Origin of the sequence: Marinicella gelatinilytica (assembly GCF_026410405.1) — a bacterium.
GTDB lineage: Bacteria > Pseudomonadota > Gammaproteobacteria > Xanthomonadales > Marinicellaceae > Marinicella > Marinicella gelatinilytica.
Genome location: NZ_JAPMLN010000016.1, coordinates 121,854 through 139,841, shown reverse-complemented (window position 1 = coordinate 139,841; position 17,988 = coordinate 121,854). Strand labels below are relative to the sequence as shown.

At 43.0% G+C, this 17,988-nt stretch carries 17 protein-coding genes and 1 tRNA gene; 12 read left to right on the top strand and 6 right to left on the bottom strand.

Going from position 1 to position 17,988, the window contains the following annotated elements; all coding sequences use genetic code 11:
- Nucleotides 1-104 precede the first annotated feature (104 nt).
- Both OS173_RS11290 and OS173_RS11285 read right to left on the bottom strand, forming a co-directional pair.
- Nucleotides 105-545: a hypothetical protein gene (locus OS173_RS11290; protein ID WP_267184392.1), complete on the bottom strand. Its 441-nt coding sequence runs from the start codon at nucleotides 543-545 to the stop codon at nucleotides 105-107.
- Complete coding sequence (locus OS173_RS11285) at nucleotides 542-2,209, bottom strand: serine hydrolase domain-containing protein (protein ID WP_267184391.1); 1,668 nt, start codon at nucleotides 2,207-2,209, stop codon at nucleotides 542-544. Before OS173_RS11285 ends, OS173_RS11290 begins: the two co-directional genes overlap by 4 nt.
- Nucleotides 2,210-2,361: 152 nt before the next feature.
- Between OS173_RS11285 and OS173_RS11280 the strand changes: the two genes are divergently transcribed.
- A complete protein-coding gene (locus OS173_RS11280; RefSeq protein ID WP_267184390.1) occupies nucleotides 2,362-2,955 on the top strand; it encodes an ATP cone domain-containing protein in 594 nt (197 codons plus the stop codon).
- Nucleotides 2,956-3,006: 51 nt separating this feature from the next.
- Here the strand turns inward: OS173_RS11280 and OS173_RS11275 are convergent, their stop codons facing one another.
- The 3 genes from OS173_RS11275 to OS173_RS11265 all read right to left on the bottom strand — a co-directional run bounded on the left by OS173_RS11275 (nucleotide 3,007) and on the right by OS173_RS11265 (nucleotide 4,240).
- Nucleotides 3,007-3,399 (bottom strand): type II toxin-antitoxin system death-on-curing family toxin, encoded by a 393-nt coding sequence (locus OS173_RS11275; protein WP_267184389.1) that lies wholly within the window; start codon nucleotides 3,397-3,399, stop codon nucleotides 3,007-3,009.
- Entirely contained in the window at nucleotides 3,396-3,623 is a 228-nt protein-coding gene (locus OS173_RS11270; protein WP_267184388.1) for an AbrB/MazE/SpoVT family DNA-binding domain-containing protein, read from the bottom strand. Before OS173_RS11270 ends, OS173_RS11275 begins: the two co-directional genes overlap by 4 nt.
- A gap of 107 nt (nucleotides 3,624-3,730) precedes the next feature.
- Nucleotides 3,731-4,240 carry a GNAT family N-acetyltransferase gene (locus OS173_RS11265; protein WP_267184387.1) on the bottom strand — a complete coding sequence of 170 codons (510 nt, stop codon included), beginning with the start codon at nucleotides 4,238-4,240 and terminating at the stop codon, nucleotides 3,731-3,733.
- Between the two features lie 170 nt (nucleotides 4,241-4,410).
- Between OS173_RS11265 and OS173_RS11260 the strand changes: the two genes are divergently transcribed.
- The gene (locus OS173_RS11260) at nucleotides 4,411-5,376 is read left to right on the top strand and encodes a calcium/sodium antiporter (protein WP_267184386.1); all 966 of its coding nucleotides are present in this window, start codon (nucleotides 4,411-4,413) and stop codon (nucleotides 5,374-5,376) included.
- Between the two features lie 46 nt (nucleotides 5,377-5,422).
- Here the strand turns inward: OS173_RS11260 and OS173_RS11255 are convergent.
- Nucleotides 5,423-5,498 (bottom strand) — tRNA-Thr (locus OS173_RS11255).
- 207 nt (nucleotides 5,499-5,705) lie between these two features.
- Between OS173_RS11255 and OS173_RS11250 the strand changes: the two genes are divergently transcribed.
- From OS173_RS11250 to OS173_RS11205, 10 genes are all read left to right on the top strand, one after another.
- Entirely contained in the window at nucleotides 5,706-6,458 is a 753-nt protein-coding gene (locus tag OS173_RS11250; protein ID WP_267184385.1) for an FAD-binding oxidoreductase, read from the top strand.
- A 576-nt stretch (nucleotides 6,459-7,034) separates the two neighbouring features.
- Nucleotides 7,035-8,495 carry an alpha/beta hydrolase gene (locus tag OS173_RS11245; RefSeq protein ID WP_267184384.1) on the top strand — a complete coding sequence of 487 codons (1,461 nt, stop codon included), beginning with the start codon at nucleotides 7,035-7,037 and terminating at the stop codon, nucleotides 8,493-8,495.
- On the top strand, nucleotides 8,492-9,220 hold the full coding sequence (locus OS173_RS11240; RefSeq protein ID WP_267184383.1) for an ABC transporter ATP-binding protein: 729 nt from the start codon (nucleotides 8,492-8,494) through the stop codon (nucleotides 9,218-9,220). Before OS173_RS11245 ends, OS173_RS11240 begins: the two co-directional genes overlap by 4 nt.
- The gene (locus OS173_RS11235; protein ID WP_267184382.1) at nucleotides 9,217-10,401 is read left to right on the top strand and encodes an ABC transporter permease; all 1,185 of its coding nucleotides are present in this window, start codon (nucleotides 9,217-9,219) and stop codon (nucleotides 10,399-10,401) included. The genes OS173_RS11240 and OS173_RS11235 overlap by 4 nt, the downstream gene beginning before the upstream one ends.
- A 2-nt stretch (nucleotides 10,402-10,403) precedes the next feature.
- Nucleotides 10,404-10,934 carry a DUF4124 domain-containing protein gene (locus OS173_RS11230; protein WP_267184381.1) on the top strand — a complete coding sequence of 177 codons (531 nt, stop codon included), beginning with the start codon at nucleotides 10,404-10,406 and terminating at the stop codon, nucleotides 10,932-10,934.
- Nucleotides 10,935-11,007: 73 nt separating this feature from the next.
- Entirely contained in the window at nucleotides 11,008-12,114 is a 1,107-nt protein-coding gene (locus tag OS173_RS11225; protein WP_267184380.1) for an ATP-binding protein, read from the top strand.
- A complete protein-coding gene (locus OS173_RS11220) occupies nucleotides 12,105-12,743 on the top strand; it encodes a response regulator (RefSeq protein ID WP_267184379.1) in 639 nt (212 codons plus the stop codon). The genes OS173_RS11225 and OS173_RS11220 overlap by 10 nt, the downstream gene beginning before the upstream one ends.
- 90 nt (nucleotides 12,744-12,833) lie before the next feature.
- Nucleotides 12,834-14,540: a proline--tRNA ligase gene (locus OS173_RS11215; protein WP_267184378.1), complete on the top strand. Its 1,707-nt coding sequence runs from the start codon at nucleotides 12,834-12,836 to the stop codon at nucleotides 14,538-14,540.
- The gene (locus OS173_RS11210) at nucleotides 14,537-15,130 is read left to right on the top strand and encodes a class I SAM-dependent methyltransferase (protein ID WP_267184377.1); all 594 of its coding nucleotides are present in this window, start codon (nucleotides 14,537-14,539) and stop codon (nucleotides 15,128-15,130) included. Before OS173_RS11215 ends, OS173_RS11210 begins: the two co-directional genes overlap by 4 nt.
- Nucleotides 15,131-15,275: 145 nt before the next feature.
- Nucleotides 15,276-17,918, top strand: a complete 2,643-nt coding sequence (locus OS173_RS11205; protein WP_267184376.1) for an ATP-binding protein — start codon at nucleotides 15,276-15,278, stop codon at nucleotides 17,916-17,918.
- Nucleotides 17,919-17,988 lie beyond the last annotated feature (70 nt).

Here is a 17,988-nt window from a genome sequence, read left to right as displayed (position 1 = left end):
GTGATTGTTAGGTTTTTTAGGTTTCATATTGCAAGGTTTTTGATGGTTGATTCATGTTTTCTTGCAATTTATTATAGCATAATAACGCTATATTGCGTTGAATATCAATGGGTTATTAGTTCTTCAGGGGCGACTAAATACATTAAGCTTGAATTAAACGGGACTTGTTGTATGGGTAGAACACCGAAAGGTATGGTTTCTTGGTAGCGAACAGATTGGTCGTTTTTATTGAGTACAGTAATATTTAATTGATAATCACCGGCAGGAAATGTACCAACTTCAGTGTAGCCATAGCCACCTGCCGGAGGAACCATACCGCCACAGCCCTCATTAATATACGTTATTTCAAAATCAACATCAGAGCCGTTAACACTGACATTTTTGTTTGACCATTCAATACCGCATTGATAATACAAACTCATGGTCAAAACTTGACCTTCTATAACCGGATTAGGTTTGAGTGTAAAGGTCATATCCAAATATTGAGCATTAGCCTGACCCTGAAATAAGGCCATAAAGACAATAATCGTTAATAGTTTCTTCATTCTTTTTTCTGCATCTCAAAGCTTCTGCCCATTTGTGTGAATGACATGGTTTGATTGTCCGCATTGAATACCATGGTAATATCAGCCGCAGCGAACGTAAATTCATTTTTGCTTTTTGCGGTCAGCGGAAAAGCCCCTTGGCCGGTGGCCTGGGCTTGTAATTGACCGTCTTTTAATGACACGGTGATATCCAAAGGAAAAGAATCAGAGGCATAAATACCGGTATAACTTTGTAACAGCGCTTCATCAACTTCAACAGCTTTTGGCTTGGCAGCATCGTTGCGCAGATAGACCGTGCGATTGTCACCTTGATTTAAGGTAAAGCCGGCATAGTCTTCCTTAAACAGCATCTCAATGTTAGCGGCTGCAAAAGTAAAGCGGTGCTCGCCATCAAGTGTTAGCGGAAAAGCGCCTTGGCCGGTGGCTTGGGCCATCAATTGGTTATCAAGTAAAGAAACTTCGATATCCAGAGGACTGGCGTCACTTTGGAAATAGCCGGTATAGGGTTTTAGTTGTTCAGCTTTAATGGTAAAGGCATCGATTTGTGATTGCAGAGAGTCACCCCGATAAGCATCAATCAATGCTTGGTTTAAATCATCAACCGAGCTTTTATACAGTCCATTACTTAACACCACCGTGGTCATGTCAATGCTTGGAAAGTACTTAACATGGCTGGCAAAGCCTTCAATGCCACCATTGTGCCAATAGCCGATAATTTCCTTATCCTTATCCGTAAATTCAGTCTGAAAAATGCCGTAACCATAATCATCTTGCAGCGCCATCATCTGCTCGCGGCTTTTCTCGGAAATCAGTTTGTCTTCAAATAGACCACGAAAAAAGCCATGTAAATCATCAGCCGTGGAAATAATGGCACCGGCAGCACCGGCCACCGATAAGCTCCAGGGATCGATGGTTTGCCATTGGTCTTGATCGTTGTGCCATTGATAAGATTGTACCTCTGAGCTGTTCTTATCCGTTCCCAAATAAGTGTGCTTCAGGTGTAACGGTTCAACGATGTACTTGTTAAGTAGATCGGCATAACTTTGACCACTGACCTGCTCCAAAATATAACCCAATAACAGGTAATTACTGTTACTGTAAGCGGCCTTTTCACCGGGCTCAAAAGCCGCTGGTAAGGCTTCAATACGTGCCACCATTTGCTCCGGTGTTTGTGGCGATTGGTAATAGGTCATAAAATCCGGATTGTCTGTGTAACTACCAATACCGGAATGATGATTGAGCATTTGGCCGATGGTGATGTCTTCGGCGTTGGTGATGTTTGGGTAGAATTTCGATAGTGGTGTGTCTAAGCTCAGCTTATCGGCTTCAATCAGTTTAAACGTCAGCACCGCCGTAAAAGTCTTGCTGATGGAACCGATCTTATATTGATGAACTGCTTTATCATCAGCAACAACAATACCTGTCCCGTCTTTATTGGGCAGCAAGGTTTGTTTGAATAGGCTGTTATCACCTTGATACAGAGCCCAGGTGCCTAAAACACGGTTATGTTCGGCCAAGGCTTCGCCATAAGCTGATAACTTGGTTTGTGCATTGTTATCGGTTTTGGCATTTATCGGAGTACTTATAAAAACGAATACGATTAAAGTCAGAATAGTGACAATAGAAATTTGGTTTTTGGCGGAAATTTTTAAGTGGTTAGTCATCGTGAACCCATAAGCGATTAAACCTAATCAGTATAGCATTGAGATAGTCCCCAAATAAATAGGCCAAAGGTCTCTTTAAGATTGATTTACATCAATGCGCGATTTGCTGCCAGTGAGTACATTAAAGGTCTTACTAAAAAACTGGTGTCTCAATGAGCCCTTTTCCTGAAACCACAGATTATGATCAAGCCACACTTCCCGAACGCATTATAAAACGCGATTTGCGAGAAGTGGACTTTGATGTGGAACGCCTGCAGCGAACTTTATGCACCATTCGTCGACAATACAAAGAATTCAGTCGTGAAAAGCAAAATGGACTAGAGGCTCAAATTATGCGCCAGCTCATTCATAAACAAGGTGCGGCACCCTGGCCTTCGGTTTTACAACTTCAAGACGCCATCGAACATAGCTTATGGGTTAATGGTTACTTCAAAAGCGCCAAATTTTACATTAGCCACCGCACCCAACGGCGCCTGCAAAGACAACAACGCCACCGCTTGCAATTGCTGATACGAGCGATGCAGCAAGTGTTACAAGAAAGCCCACAAAAACCAACGACATGTTCTGTCAGTCAAACTAACGAAAACTGGCAAAGCCTGTCCCTGTTTGATGAAATTCTCAATCAGGTGCTCGATCCCAATAGCGAAAGTCTTGAACTCAGCGAAGCGTTAAAATTAAGCCTGATGGAATTACCGGCTGAGGTTTTGCAGGATTTGCTGACAAGCGTTGAAGAGAAAATGCGGTGATAAGCTTAGATTAAAACCTATCTATTTTGTGAAAAAGAGCTTGGGTTTAAGCTAATCCGGTGCGGTTTCAGAATTTTGTTGCAACCAATCGGCAAATCCTTTTTCATCCATGTCACCGGCAGCCAAAGCGATTACCATGGCAGTGGTTTCAGCTTCCGGTGCGGTTAAAGTAACATTGTTAATGTGTAAAAAGGTGTAAGCGGCCAACAGCGCTGTGCGTTTATTGCCATCGGCAAACGGATGATTTTTAACGAGGCTGTAGGCATAAGCCGCGGCAAGTTGGTAAATTGAAGCAGACTCATATTCAAACATATTCTTGGGTCTGGCCAAAGCCGAACTCAATAGGCCTTTATCCCTCACCCCGGCTAAGCCGCCATGTTCGGCAATTTGCATATCGTGTAAGGTTTCAATGACCGATTGCTTAAGCCATTTCGGTTGAGTCATTTTGCCAGTTGTCTTAAGGTATTGCGGTATTGACTCATGCCTTTTAAGGCCGCTTCCATCTGCACTTCAAATTCCGGATCATAGGGTGTCAGACGTAAAGTGCCATCGGCACCTTGTGTCAAATGAATCTTATCGCCATCGGCTACTTTTAATAAGGCAATGGCTTCTTTGGGCAGAACCACACCCAATGAATTTCCAATGCGTCTAATTTTTAAATCAAGCATATTAACCTCGCTAATGTTATAACTTTAATAGTAACATTCTGGTTTGTTGTTGGCAATGAAATAAGGTATTTTTGTAGCTGCTCGATCCCTAATATCAGCAAAATGACTTATTCAGCTAGTGTTTTTTGGTATAGATTAACCGTCTGTTCTTCTGGTGCAAGTTGATCTTGCTTGACAAAATCAAAGCCTAATTTTTCGATTAGTTTTATGGAGCTGGTGTTGTTCGGGCTAATGATGGCCAGTAATTTTTTTAGCTTTAACTGCCGTGCATGTTCAATCACCGCCTGCGATGATTCAAGCGCAAATCCTTGTGACCAATACTTCTGTGAAAGCGCAAAGCCAATATCGGGCGCATCGAGGTAATCGCGTTGTACTAAGCCATTAACACCAATAGGTTCTTTTGTCAGCTTGTTTTCAACTAAGTACAGCCAAAAATCATATTTCTTATAATTCGCTTGAATGCCCTCAATAAAGACTCGGGTTTTAGAAAGGCTTGATAAACCGCGATTACCAATATGCTCAATAAAAGGCGCTTGGTTATAGAGATCAAAAAGAAAATCAGCGTCTGATTGGTTTATATGGCGGAGTTGTAGGCGGTTTGTTTGGGTGATTATCATGGAAGGGTTTTTAATTTTAAGTTTTAAATATAACTAAAAAAGTTCATTTAAAGTGAATTAAGCTAGCAATTATTTTATAGGATTATCTTTGGTTATAAAAAGGGAATACAATAATTGTGTTTTTGGTTATCTGTTTCGAATTTCTGTCTTGTGAGGTTCTTGGTTAACGTATGTTAAATATTTTCTTGTTGCTTTGTGGTATTGGTTTGCTGACGTTGGGTGGTGAAGCTTTGATTCGTGGGGCTTTGGGGTTGGCGGTGCGCTTGGCGGTTTCGCCTTTGTTGACGGGTTTGGTTATCGTTGGTTTTGGGACTTCTATGCCGGAACTGGTGGTGTCGGTGGATGCGGTTCGTAGTGGTCAGCCTGATATTGCCATTGGTAATGTGGTGGGCAGTAATATTGGTAATATTCTGTTGGTACTTGGCCTGAGTGCGGTTATCACGCCGTTGACGGTGACGGCGCTTTCACTGCGGCGGGACGCTTTGGGTGTTATTGCCGTCAGTTTGTTATTCACTATGTTGACCTTTAATGGGTTACTGTCGCGACTGGATGCCTTGATATTTTTAGTTGTTTTAGTGATTTATTTATTGTGGGCTTATTGGGGTGAGCGGTTCGAAGTGTCATCTTCGGCGGGTGTCTATAAAGCGGAAGCAGATGAAGTGGAACAAGTGCCAAAATCGGTTGTTTGGTCAATAGCTGCGACGGTTATGGGTTTGTTGTTGATGATTGCGGGTTCCCAAGTTTTGCTTAAAGGTGCCATTGGTATGGCGTATAGTTTTGGTGTTTCTGAGGCGGTGATTGGTTTAACGTTGGTGGCAGTTGGGACTTCGCTGCCTGAACTGTCGATCTCAGTTATTGCTGCGATACGCGGTCATGCGGATGTGGCGGTTGGTAATATTCTGGGTAGTAATATTTTTAATATTTTGGGGATTCTTGGGGTTTCAGCTTTTGTGCAACCGATGAAGCTTGCTGACAGGGTTTTAGTCTTTGACCAATGGGTTATGCTTGGCGCAGCGGTGTTGCTGGTTATATTTTTGTGGAGTGGTCGTCGCTTAAATCGGCTGGAAGGCGGCTTGTTATTGGTTGGTTATATTGCTTACATTGCTGCCAGTTTTATGGTGGTGGCAATAAAATAAATAAGTTTGCTGGCAATGGTTGTTGGTAATACGGAGTATAAAGAGATGGTGCCGACACGAGGAGTCGAACCCCGGACCTACTGATTACAAGTCAGTTGCTCTACCAACTGAGCTATGTCGGCACTGGTTGGTGCTCGTTTCAAAACGAGGATGCGAAGTATAGTCAAAAATAAGGGTGTGTTCAACATTTTTTGTGCAAAAAACAGATTATCAAAGGCAGGATAGGGTATTTAGATGACTTTGTGAGCGAATGGTTGCTGGCGTGGCTTTAACTTTCACGGTTTACTTGAGATAATAGCGATTCTCATTGACCGCTAAACAATAATTATATGACCCCATTTTCGTTAATTTTTAAAGAACAGATTCCGCTGAATGACCATTCAGTGGTGATTCGATTTCAAGTGGATAGTAAAGCGCCGTTTGTGGCCATTGCCGGGCAATTTGTGCGTTTGCATATGCAGCAAGATGACGGTTTTGACACCTTTCGCAGTTATTCGATTGCCAATATTTTTCCGAGTGAAAAATGTGAGTTAACTGAGATTGAGATTGCCATGACTTGGGTGAAAGGTGGTTTAGCCACTCGGATTTTATCTGAGATGCAGCCTGGCGACCGCTTAGAGGCATCGGGACCTTATGGGCGGTTTTGTCTGTTACCTGATCACCATCAGCGTTATTTTTTAATTGCCACAGGTACCGGCGTCACGCCTTATCGGGCGATGTTGAATGAGCTGAAAAATCGTTTGGACGCGGGTTCAGAAGTGTATGTGGTCATGGGTGCACAGGATGCCCCTGGTTTGTTATATGAAGAAGATTTTCGGGCAGTGGAAAAAGCCTATGAGAATTTTCATTATATTCCGTGTTTATCACGACGCCAACGTGACGAGGCTGCGTTAAACGATCGCATGGGTTATGTGCAGAAGTTTTTGGCTGAGCAGTCGTTTGATGCGGATTCAGATATTGCCTATTTATGTGGTAATCCGGACATGGTGGATGAGAGTTTTGCGTTGTTAAAAGACAAAGGTTTGCCAATTACTTTAATTAAACGCGAAAAATACGTCAGTCCGCCGGTGAAGAAAAAATAAAAGCATTAATTAAACTCTTATGCGGGGCATGTTTAACCACAGAGCGCACAGAGAATTCACGAAGGACGCAAAGGAAAGAAATTAATAGCTAATTTGTGACTTTTGTGAAAATCTTTGCGAGCTTTGTGGTTAATAAGTCTTTGGGAAATAATAAGGATAACCACAGAGGCACAGGGGGCACAGAAAAAGATTCAAGTAAATAATTTAAAAACCAAGAAAAGCGTTGCTTTTGTTCGCTTCGCTCACTGAGAGACCTTCAGGACGAGGGTCTGCAGCGATAGCAGGCAGTTATTGTTGTACTTTATGGCATCCATGCCAACAGCCCTTCGGGTTGCTTCGCATGGTAAAACGGCTGTCCTGCCGTTTGATCCGACAATCTCTGCATTCCTTGCATCCATGCAAATCGACGCGATAGCTGCTTTCGTGTCACCAACAGCAGGGCTCATTTGGGCAGCCCGAATACGTCGCAATGATAAAAATTCTTTTTAAAAAATCAATATTGTGACTTCTGGGAGGTTTGCCGCCTTGCTTTAATCAGTTACACTGTTGGCCTTTCATTTTTTTAGAATCTCACACATGCTTCGAATTCTATGTATAACGGCTTTGCTGTGTGCCGCCGGGTTTGTTTGGGCGCAAGATAATGGCCAATCAGAAAAATTATCTCTGTCGGATTGTTTTATCGGTGATGAAACCGCCGGTGTTTCTGTGCCGGCACAATGTGGTCGTTTGACGGTTCCGGAAAACCGGGCTAATCCTGACGGTCGGTCTATCGAACTGAATGTGGCAGTGGTTAACTCGGATGTGGAAAATCCAAAACAAGATGCAGTGGTGCTGTTAGCCGGCGGCCCGGGTCAGGCTGCAGTGACAACTTTTGCCGGTATGGCGCAGGGCTTAAGCCAGCTGTTGCCACAACGGCGGATTGTGATGGTGGATCAGCGCGGTACCGGAGAATCACACCCATTGCGCTGTGATTATGAGATGGAAGATTTTATGGACATCACTGATTGGCGTTCGCCGGAGCTGGTGCAATGGATGAAAGACTGTCATGCATCATTGGATGCGGACACCCGATTTTATACCACCACAATTGCCATTGAGGATTTGGAGTCAGTTCGCCGTGCCCTCGGCATTGAACAATGGAATATTTACGGGGGTTCTTATGGTACACGCAAAGGCCTGACTTATATGAAGTTTTACCCTGATTCGATTCGTAGCGCGATACTCGATGGTGTTATGCCGCAACAGGAAGCGATGGCGGCGGCTCATGAAGATAATTTACAGAACACATTAAAAAGCGTATTTCGCTTGTGTCGTGAAGATGCACAATGCCAGGAGCGTTTTGGTGATGCGGAGCAACAAATGTGGACGTTTTTACAATCTTTAGATGAACAGCCCATAGAAATGCGGCTACCGAATCCAAGTAGCGGTGAGTATGAGACTTTTGAATTGAGTCGCGATTTTGCGGTGTTGGGTTTGCGGATGTTTGCTTACAGTCCTGAAACCATGGGTATGATTCCGTTGTTGGTGTCTTTGGCCAATCATGAGCAACCAGAAAATTTGGCGCAACAAGCCTTTATGGTGACGGCCAGTTTAACCGACAGCCTTAATAATGCCCTGGAATTATCGGTGGTATGTGCTGAGGATGTCCCGTTTTTACCCACTGAGCAGAATACTGAAAACAGTTTATTCGGCGATGAGTTTTACGAGATGATGCGCTCACGTTGTGATTATTGGGCTGCGGATGTGGTGGATGCGTCATTTAAAGATCCTGTGACATCAGATATCCCGACACTTTTATTATCCGGTGAATATGATCCGGTAACACCACCTGCATTTGCTGAAAAGGCGATGCAAACTTTGTCCAATGCTCAGCACTTAATGGCCAAAGGACAAGGTCACATTGTCGCTAATCGAGGTTGTATGCCGAAAATCGTCACGGCTTTTATTAAAGACCCTGCCAAAGAGCTGGAAACGGAGTGTATGGATAACTTCCAACAACCGGCCTTTTTTATCAACTTAAACGGACCACTGCAATGATTAGTGTAGAAAATATCAGCAAATCCTTCGGTAAGGTGACAGCCGTGGATAACGTCTCATTAGAAGCGCCTGACGGTAAAATTACCGCACTTTTGGGCGCCAACGGTGCCGGTAAAACCACTTCCATGCGCATGATTTATGCCCTCATTAAACCTGAAGATGGTCAAGTGATTGTCGATGGGATTAACACCCACGAAGATCCGGTGGCGGCGCGGGCGCGGATGGGTGTATTGCCCGATGCCCGGGGTTTGTATAAACGCTTAACGGCACGTGAAAACATTGTTTACTTTGGTCGTTTACAGGGTATGGCTGATTCCAAAATAAAAGACCGTTGCGAAGAACTGGTCGATCGTTTGGGTATGGGCTCGTTTATTGACCGTAAAACCGAGGGCTTTTCACAAGGTCAGCGGGTCAAGGTGGCCATCGCCCGGGCGTTAATTCATGATCCGCAGAATATTTTGTTGGATGAGCCCACCAATGGCCTTGATGTCATGAGTACCCGCGCCATTCGGCGATTTTTAAAGGAACAACGGGCCTTGGGTAAATGCATATTGTTTTCATCTCATGTCATGCAGGAGGTGTCGGCGGTGTGTGATGAAATCACCATTATCGATGGCGGTAAAATTGTCGCGTCGGGTAGTGAAATGCAGTTACGTGAGAAAACCGGTAGTGAGAACTTAGAAGATGCCTTTGTGTCTTTGGTTGGTGGGGAGAAATTGTCATGAATTTTCGAGCTTTTAAGACGGTGTTTTTTAAAGAGGTTTTGGAAAATGCCCGTGATAAACGCACAGTGATGTCTTCGATTGTGATGGGGGCTTTATTTGGCCCGATATTGTTGGTCATTATTATTAACACCACCATCAATATGCAACAAGACAAAGCTGAGCAGGCACTTGAAGTTCCGGTCATTAATCAGACGGGTGCCAATCATTTGATGCAGTTTTTAACAGCTCAAGACGTTGACATTGTAGACTTTGAGGGTAGTCCCGAAGAGGCCATAAAAAACAAAGAACATGATGTGGTTTTGGCGATTAGTGATAATTTTTCACAACGCTTCAACCAAGGCCAACCGGCTAAAGTAAAACTTTATCATGATGCGTCAGCCAAGGGCACGGCTAAAGTCAGTGTCAATCGTTTACGTTCATTGCTGAATGCTTATGAGCGCAGTATAGGCACACAAAGGTTGCAATTACGTGGTATTTCACCGAATTTGATCAATGTCATTATGATTGAAGAGCATGATCAGGCCACCAAAGAATCGCGTGGCTCCATGCTATTGGCTGCCTTGCCGTATTTCTTAATTATGGGGTTATTTATGGGCAGTATGTATCTGGCCATTGATACCACCGCCGGTGAAAAAGAGCGCAAATCATTAGAGCCGTTATTTTTGAATCCGGTCAAACGGGACACCATTTTGGCCGGCAAATTAGCGGCCACAGTGGCCTTTGGTTTGTTGACTTTGGTACTGACGATTGTCGCGTTTAAACTGACCTTACCCTGGTATCCGTTTGAAAAATTGGGGATGCGTTTTAATATGGATTTACAGGTGATACTTATCATGTTTCTGGTATTAGCACCTTTGGCGTTATTGGCTGGAGCCATCCAAACAATTATTGCCGCTTTTGCCCAATCCTACCGAGAAGCACAGACCTATGTGGGTTTTGTATTGATTGTACCGATGATACCCAGTATGTTATTGATGTTTATGCCGATTAAGGAAAGTTTGTGGATGATGGCGGTACCCGTTTTAGGTCAAAACTTAGTGGTTAATGAGCTCATGCGTGGTGAAATGGTGGCTTGGGATGCCATTGCTATGGCCGTTGGCGGTACCTTGATTGTTGGTTTGGCACTTGCATGGATTGCGGTGAAGTTGTATAACAGAGAGAAGATGTTATTTGCTGATTAATCATGAAAAAACTAACCTTAATTTGTACGTTGTTAATTTGGTTGAATGTTGCTTTAGCAGCGGACAAAACCATTTATAAATACACCGATGAGCATGGTGTTACTCATTACAGTGAGACCAAACTCAACGATAATTATAAAGAAGCAGATTTGCCAAAGTTATCTGTGGTCGAATCAGTGCCGTCTTCATCGAACACCACATCACAGTCTTCAGCAGAAGAGCCGATGGACACCGGTAATGATACCGACATCCATTTAATTGCGCCGCAAGCAGGTGAGAATATTTGGGGCAGCGGTGGTGATTTAACAGTGGCGGTGGCACCCTTGAGTGAAATTCAAAAACAAAAGTACAAAATCCAATTTGTATTGAATAATGAAAAAACCACACCCGATGACCAAACCAGTCACACCTTTAAACTGGTGCCGCGTGGTGAGCATCAGGTGCAAGCTTTACTGATTACACGCGGACAGTATGCGGTGGCCGGTCAGACCAGTCAAATTACGGTTTATATGCACCAAGCCTCAAAAAAGTAGATAACAGGCGCAGTCGTGTCAACCGATTGCAGCCTGTTATTCGCCCGCGGCTTAATCAGGGCGATCAATAAGAATGACATGGCAATGGCTGTTGGTCGGCATGGCATTTATGTTGTGTATTTTATTAGCCCACAGTTTTCTGAAATTATCGGCCCGCCGCCTTGAATTTTTCGTGTTTGTGGGCCTGGCTTGTTTGGTGTTATGGTTGCCACAGCCATTGTCGCTGAATATTTTTATGGCTTTTTTTTATGTATTGGCACTCTGCCTCTACAGCGCGCTTAATCGTCCAATCCTTTTTTTAATTGCTTCAATCATTCTCATCAGTTTGATTTTATTATTCACCGGTAACATCGGTGAACAATGGATTTGGTCAGGTTTAAGTGTTGTTGCTTTTCTGGTGTTGGTGGTGCAAATGATTCAGGGTCAAACTCGATTTGTTCTTTTGTGGTTATCAGTGCTGCTATTTATGGCATTCATATTATTTGTGCCAAGTTGGTCAAGCAATGTTCTCATGGCGTCTGTTATGGTTGCTATGCAGTTATATGTTCTGCTTAAAATGCCTCCGACCGGCGATACGGCGCAATCATCAGAAGCTTGTTTGGATGTGTCCGAAATTCAAGCCGCAGAACGCAGTCGAATTTATCAAAATATCCATGATGATGTGGGTGCGGAATTATTGCGACTGATTTATTTATTAGATGATGAGGGCCAAAAAAAACAGGTCAAAGACATCATGCAAGGGTTGCGTCGGGCGGTTGCTCAGACCACACAAATAACCATGGATGTGCAGCAACTCAGCGATGACATGGTCGAGCTGTGCCGCCAAAGATTGTTAGAAGCCAATATTGAATGCGAAACTGAAATCACAAACAGCTATAATCATGTGTTTAACAACACCTTGCCAACGGGACTGTTGCGAATTATGAACGAACTTTTGAGCAATATTATCCGCCATGCCACAGCACAAAATGTCCACTTTCAGTTAATCAGTGACCAACAACAATTAACACTGCGGTTAACTGACAATGGTTGTGGTTTGGATCCTCAAAAAACAATTACAAATACCGGCCGAGGTCTTCGCGGACTTCAAAAAAGAGCACTTAAAATGGGCGCCGATATCAGTTGGCGTAATAATCCCAGTGGCGGCTTAACAACCAGTGTACGTTATTTATGGCGATAAGACATGTTTTAATTGTTGAGGATTTAGCAGAGGCACAAATTTGGCTGAGCCAGTCGGTGCAATTGGCTTTTGATGACTGTTCTGTGATGACGGCTGCAACACTTAAACAAGCCGAACAGTGCCTTGCCCATCAAGTGTTTGATTTGGTGTTGTTAGATATTGGCTTACCCGATGGCAGTGGTTTGCAATTGATTAATGCAATTCATCTTAAGTCCCCACATTGTTTGGTGGTGATGGCGACATTGTTTGATGACGATGCCCATGTTTTCACTGCACTACGCAAAGGCGCTAAAGGATATATTTTGAAAGATCAGTCAAAAGATAACGTGGCGCAAATGCTGTTGGGTATTGAACATGGGCACTTCCCTATTTCACCCGCAGTGGCCAATAAATTATTGCAATTTTTTCAACCGACACCAGCCAAAAATGATTTAACACCCCGTGAGCAAGAAGTTCTCACATTAGTGGCCAAAGGTTATGCAGTGCCACAAGTGGCCGATTTATTAACCATCAAAAAAAGTACCTGTTATGGCTACGTTAAAGACATCTACCGCAAACTAAATATTAATTCCCGTGCCGAAGCCGCCATGGAAGCAACTAAAATGGGTCTCATTACGCCCGACCATTGAATTCAATGACGCCCTCGTTGACATAAGTGGTTTGTCTAGCGGTGGTTTTCGTATTAAGATACGCCATTTACTATCGATAGCCCCTTTATCATGCGCACTTCTCAATTCCACCTTGTCACTCGTAAGGAAACCCCACAAGACGCCGAAATTATTTCTCATCAATTGATGATTCGAGCCGGAATGATTCGTAAACTAGGTGCCGGTTTATATACCTGGTCACCTTTGGGGTATCGGGTGTTGCGTAAGGTTGAACAAATTATTCGTGAAGAAATGAATGCTTCAGGGGCTTTGGAAATGCTGATGCCGGCGGTACAACCCAAAGAGCTCTGGCAGGAAACGGGTCGTATTGAAGATTTTGGCGGGCAGTTATTGGCAATGACAGATCGTGCTGAACGGGAATACTTTTTTGGCCCCACCCATGAAGAGGTCATCACTGAATTTGTTCGTGATGAAGTGACCTCGTACAAACAATTACCGATTAATTTTTATCAGATCCAGACTAAGTTTCGTGATGAAATTAGACCACGTTTTGGGGTGATGCGATCACGTGAGTTTATCATGAAAGATGCTTATTCCTTTCATTTGTCAGCGGAGTCTTTGGAAGAGACTTATCGCTTGATGGAAACAACCTACACCACGATTCTGGCTCGCATGGGGTTACACTTCCGTTGTGTACTGGCTGATTCCGGTGCCATCGGCGGTTCAGGCTCTCAGGAATTTCATGTGCTTGCTGATAGTGGTGAAGATGCCATCATGTACTCAGACAGTGGTGAATATGCAGCCAATATCGAAAAATGCGAAGCAGTTAGCCTCATCGCAGACCGTGCCGTCCCAACTGCTGAATTATCAGAAGTGGCTACACCGGGTAAAAAAACCATTGAAGATGTGGCAGAATTTCTAAAAATTGATCAAAAACAAATGGTCAAAACCCTCTTGGTTGCGGGCATCGACGGTCCGGTGGCATTGGTGGTTCGTGGTGATCATCATCTGAGTGAAGTCAAAGCCGCACATTTACCGGAAGTGGCCACGCCTTTGTGCTTTTTAGAAGAACAAGAGGTACGTAAATTGGTGGGTTGCGATGTGGGCTCAATCGGCGTTAAAGATTTAAATTGCCCGATTATTGTTGATTTAACTGTGGCCAATATGAGTGACTTTGTTTGTGGCGCGAATAAAGAAGGCCATCATTTAACCGGTGTGAATTGGCAAAGAGATGCTGAGTTTACTCAACAAGTGGATATAAGAGAGGCGCAGGAAGGCGATCCAAGTCCCGATGGCAAAGGCACACTGAAACAAGCCCGTGGTATCGAAGTGGGTCATATTTTTCAATTAGGTGATAAATATTCCAAAGCCATGAACGCGGTGGTTCTCAATGACAAAGGCCAGGCTCAAGCACTACAAATGGGTTGTTATGGTATGGGCGTGTCTCGCTTAGTGGCAGCTGCCATTGAACAAAATCATGATGACAATGGCATTATTTGGCCGGCTGCTTTAGCGCCGTTTCAAGTGGCCTTATTACCCATGAATTACCAAAAATCAGTACAAGTTAAAAAAACCACCGATGAACTCTATCAAAAACTCACCGATATCGGTGTAGATGTTATTTTAGATGACCGAAAAGTACGCCCCGGGTTTATGCTGTCTGACTTTGAGCTGTTGGGAATCCCACACCAAGTTATCATCGGTGATCGCTCTTTGGATGAAGGTCACGTTGAGTATCGCCACCGAAAAAAAATGGATAAACAGAAAATTGAGCATGCTAAAATAGCCGATTTCCTACAACAGCAACTCAGCCTATGAGCCAAAAAATTGGAAATTCGCTAAAGGACTCAGCCTTATTTTTAAAACATGCCATAAAACATCCGTTGCAAGTGGGTTATTTGTTGCCCTCATCGCCGTGGCTGATTGCAGAAATTGCCGCCACGGCAGAATTATCGGGACATAAAAGAATTATTGAATTGGGTCCCGGCACCGGCGGAACCACCAAAGGGTTATTGGCCGCCATGGATGCGGATGCTGAATTAATCACGGTTGAAATTAATCCAAAATTTATTGCCCACCTGAAAAAAACCATCGATGATAAGCGTTTAAGCATCAATGCCAGTGGTGCCCAAAATTTAAGTCAAATTATCAAAAAACGTGACTGGCCAAATGTTGATGTGATTGTCTCTGGCATACCTTTTACCACTTTACCGAAGGGTATGGATGAGGACATTATGTCTGCCATTCACAAAACATTGAAGCCGGGTGGTATATTCCTGGCTTATCAATTACGTGATCATGTGAGTGGCCTCGCAAAAGATTACTTTGGCGCACCAAATAAGAAAAAAGTCACATATAAAAACTTTCCGCCAATGAAAATATATACCTGGCGTAAGTCCGCTGATTGATCATAAAGACATTGGCATTAAAGATTCAGCTATTATTTCATTATTGATAGAAAAGTCTCGATCTGGAATTTGCTGAGAATAAATCCTTTCAGCGACCATTGTTTTTGGCTACAATCATTGTGTTAAGGATTTAATTACCGGTGCCATGACTGCCAACATATTAAAAAATAAAGATTTAGGTCTATTTGTAACCACCCTTTTAATGACGTTAATGGCATTTTTTGCCACCCATCAATGGCTGTGGTCATTGTTGATTGTTAATGTCGTTGTTTTAGCTGGCTTTCTTTTCAGATTGCCCGTTATCTTTAACCGCTATGACAATCAATTTTCTCACCAAGTGGATTGGATTATTCCGGTGGTGGCGGCATCATTTTTAGGCTTGAGTTTTTGGTTTGTTAACAATGTTAATGAATCTGTTATGGTGTCTTTGTGGCTGGTTTGGGTCATGGCCATTGTTTTGTTTAAACAATTACAGCCGAAAGAAATGGCACTTATCACAGCCATTCCGGCGCTCAGCTTATTGGCGTTATTTATTTTTTTACCCGGCCCGGAAATGCACGTGACGCAGCCTTTTATGTTCGCCTTGGTTTTGGTTTTGACGACATTGGCAATGCTGGCTGCTAAGTTATTTTTGTTTGATGTGGCGGTTGCCGAAGAAAAAAAAGCAGAGCCCCTGCCCGACAGTATTGCTAAACAAATCAAACGAGCAGAAGAAGCCCGTAAGCAAAGCCAAAAGTTAAAAGAAGACATCAAAGATTTAAAAGTTAAATTATCGGCGGCGGAAATGGCTAAGATGGAGTTTTTGGCCACCATGAGTCATGAAATCCGAACACCGTTAAACGGTATCGTGCCGTTGCTTGATATTGTAATGGATACCGAGTTGAATGATTTTCAGAAAGATTATCTCAGCACGGCTCATACCTCTGCCACCCAGATGCAAAAGCTGATTGATGACTTGCTTGATTACTCAAAAGTGGAAGCCGGTAAATTAACCATTGAGGTCACTGCTTTAAAGGTTCGTAAAGTCATCGAAGAAGTTTTGGATAATTTAAGTGCATCAGCTGAACGCAAAGGTCTTGAAATTGAGACCAGGATTGATGATCAAATTAGTCCGTTATTGCGCGGAGATCCGATTCGTTTACGTCAGGTGTTAACCAACTTATTATCGAATGCCATTAAGTTTTCTGATCGCGGTAAGATTACAGTAGAGGCTAAAAAAGTCAAAAATTTTGCCAGTAAGGAACTGATCCGTTTTGTTATCAAAGATGAAGGTATCGGTATCAGCGAAGACCAGCAAGATAAACTATTTAATGCCTTCACCCAAGGGGATAACTCATCAACACGTAAATTTGGTGGCACTGGTTTGGGCTTAACAATCAGTCAGAAAATTGTTGATTTGTTAAAAGGAAAAATGGGTGTTGATTCCAAAAAAGGATTGGGCAGTTCATTTTGGTTTGAAATACCTTTCTCGAAGTCAGTCACTGATTCAGGCCATCAGCAGTCTGAAATTAGTCAGCATCAAGCCATTTTGATTAACACCAATCCGGTATTATTCAAACGCTTGAGCGCTGATTTAGAACATGCTTTGGTCAAAGTACAAAGTTCCTTAAATTACCAACATGCCATGTCTCGAATTCAAGCAACCCGAGGCATACAGGATAAGAAAACCACCTTGTTATTCATTGACTTTGATACCAATGCCAAAACCCTCAGACAAATTTTGACTCTGGTGGAAAAAGGTGAATTTAATGATGTTTGGATATGCGTAATTACCAAAGGCGAGCACATTGCCGGTATTAAACAATATAAAAATATCCAGGTCATAAAAGCTGAACAAGACATTGAAATGATTATTCGGGAGTTTGAACGGCGCTTTTATCCGGATCAAGTCCAGTCAACTGAAACCATACCGTTCAATAACCAAGAGGACTCAGTGATTGCTGAAGAGGTTGCCATTGAACCTAAAAAACTAACACGACAAAAACTGGATCAAATCTCAAAGACTGTGTTACTGGTTGAAGACAACGAAGTTAATCTCAAAGTGGCTCAAAAATTAATTGATTACATTGGCTTTCCATTTGATGTGGCTGAAAATGGTATGGAAGCATTAAATAAAGCAAAAAACACCCGTTATCGCTTAATTTTAATGGACTGCCAAATGCCGGTCATGGATGGTTATCACAGTACCCGACGTATTCGCCGTTATGAGGAAGAAAACAACCTCGATCGGACACCGATCATAGCGATGACAGCCAACGCCATGCTGGGAGATAAAGAAAAATGTTTAGAAGCGGGCATGGATGACTATATGTCAAAACCATTGAACCGTTATTTGCTCGAGAAAACCCTCAAAAAATGGGATCCGTTTGCAAACAGTGAATCTGTCAAAGCCAATCAGCCGACTAAAACTGATGCGGCCTTAAATAACATCAACCCAAAATGGCTTAATGTTAAGGCCTTGGCTGAAATAAAAGAGTTTATGGGTGAAGAGACAGATGATTTGCTCAACTTGTTTCAACAAGAAACGCCAGCCATGATGGAAAAACTCAAAACCTTAAAAGTTAACGGTGATTTTGAAGAAGTGCGGCATATCGCCCACACCCTCAAATCAACCGGCGCTAATATTGGCGCCACCGGCTTTAGCCATTTCTGCAAAAAAATGGAAGCCGCAGCCATCGAAAAAAATGCTGAATTGATGAAAGACTGTATTAGCAAAGTCATTAAATCCTATCAACTGACCATTGCAGAAATTAAAAAGTACCAAAATCACAGCATGGCATCAAATTAAGTCGACCTTGAAGGTTGATTTTGCTTGAGTCGTTAAGCCCTCGGGTGTACATTGTGCGCTTTTGATTTTT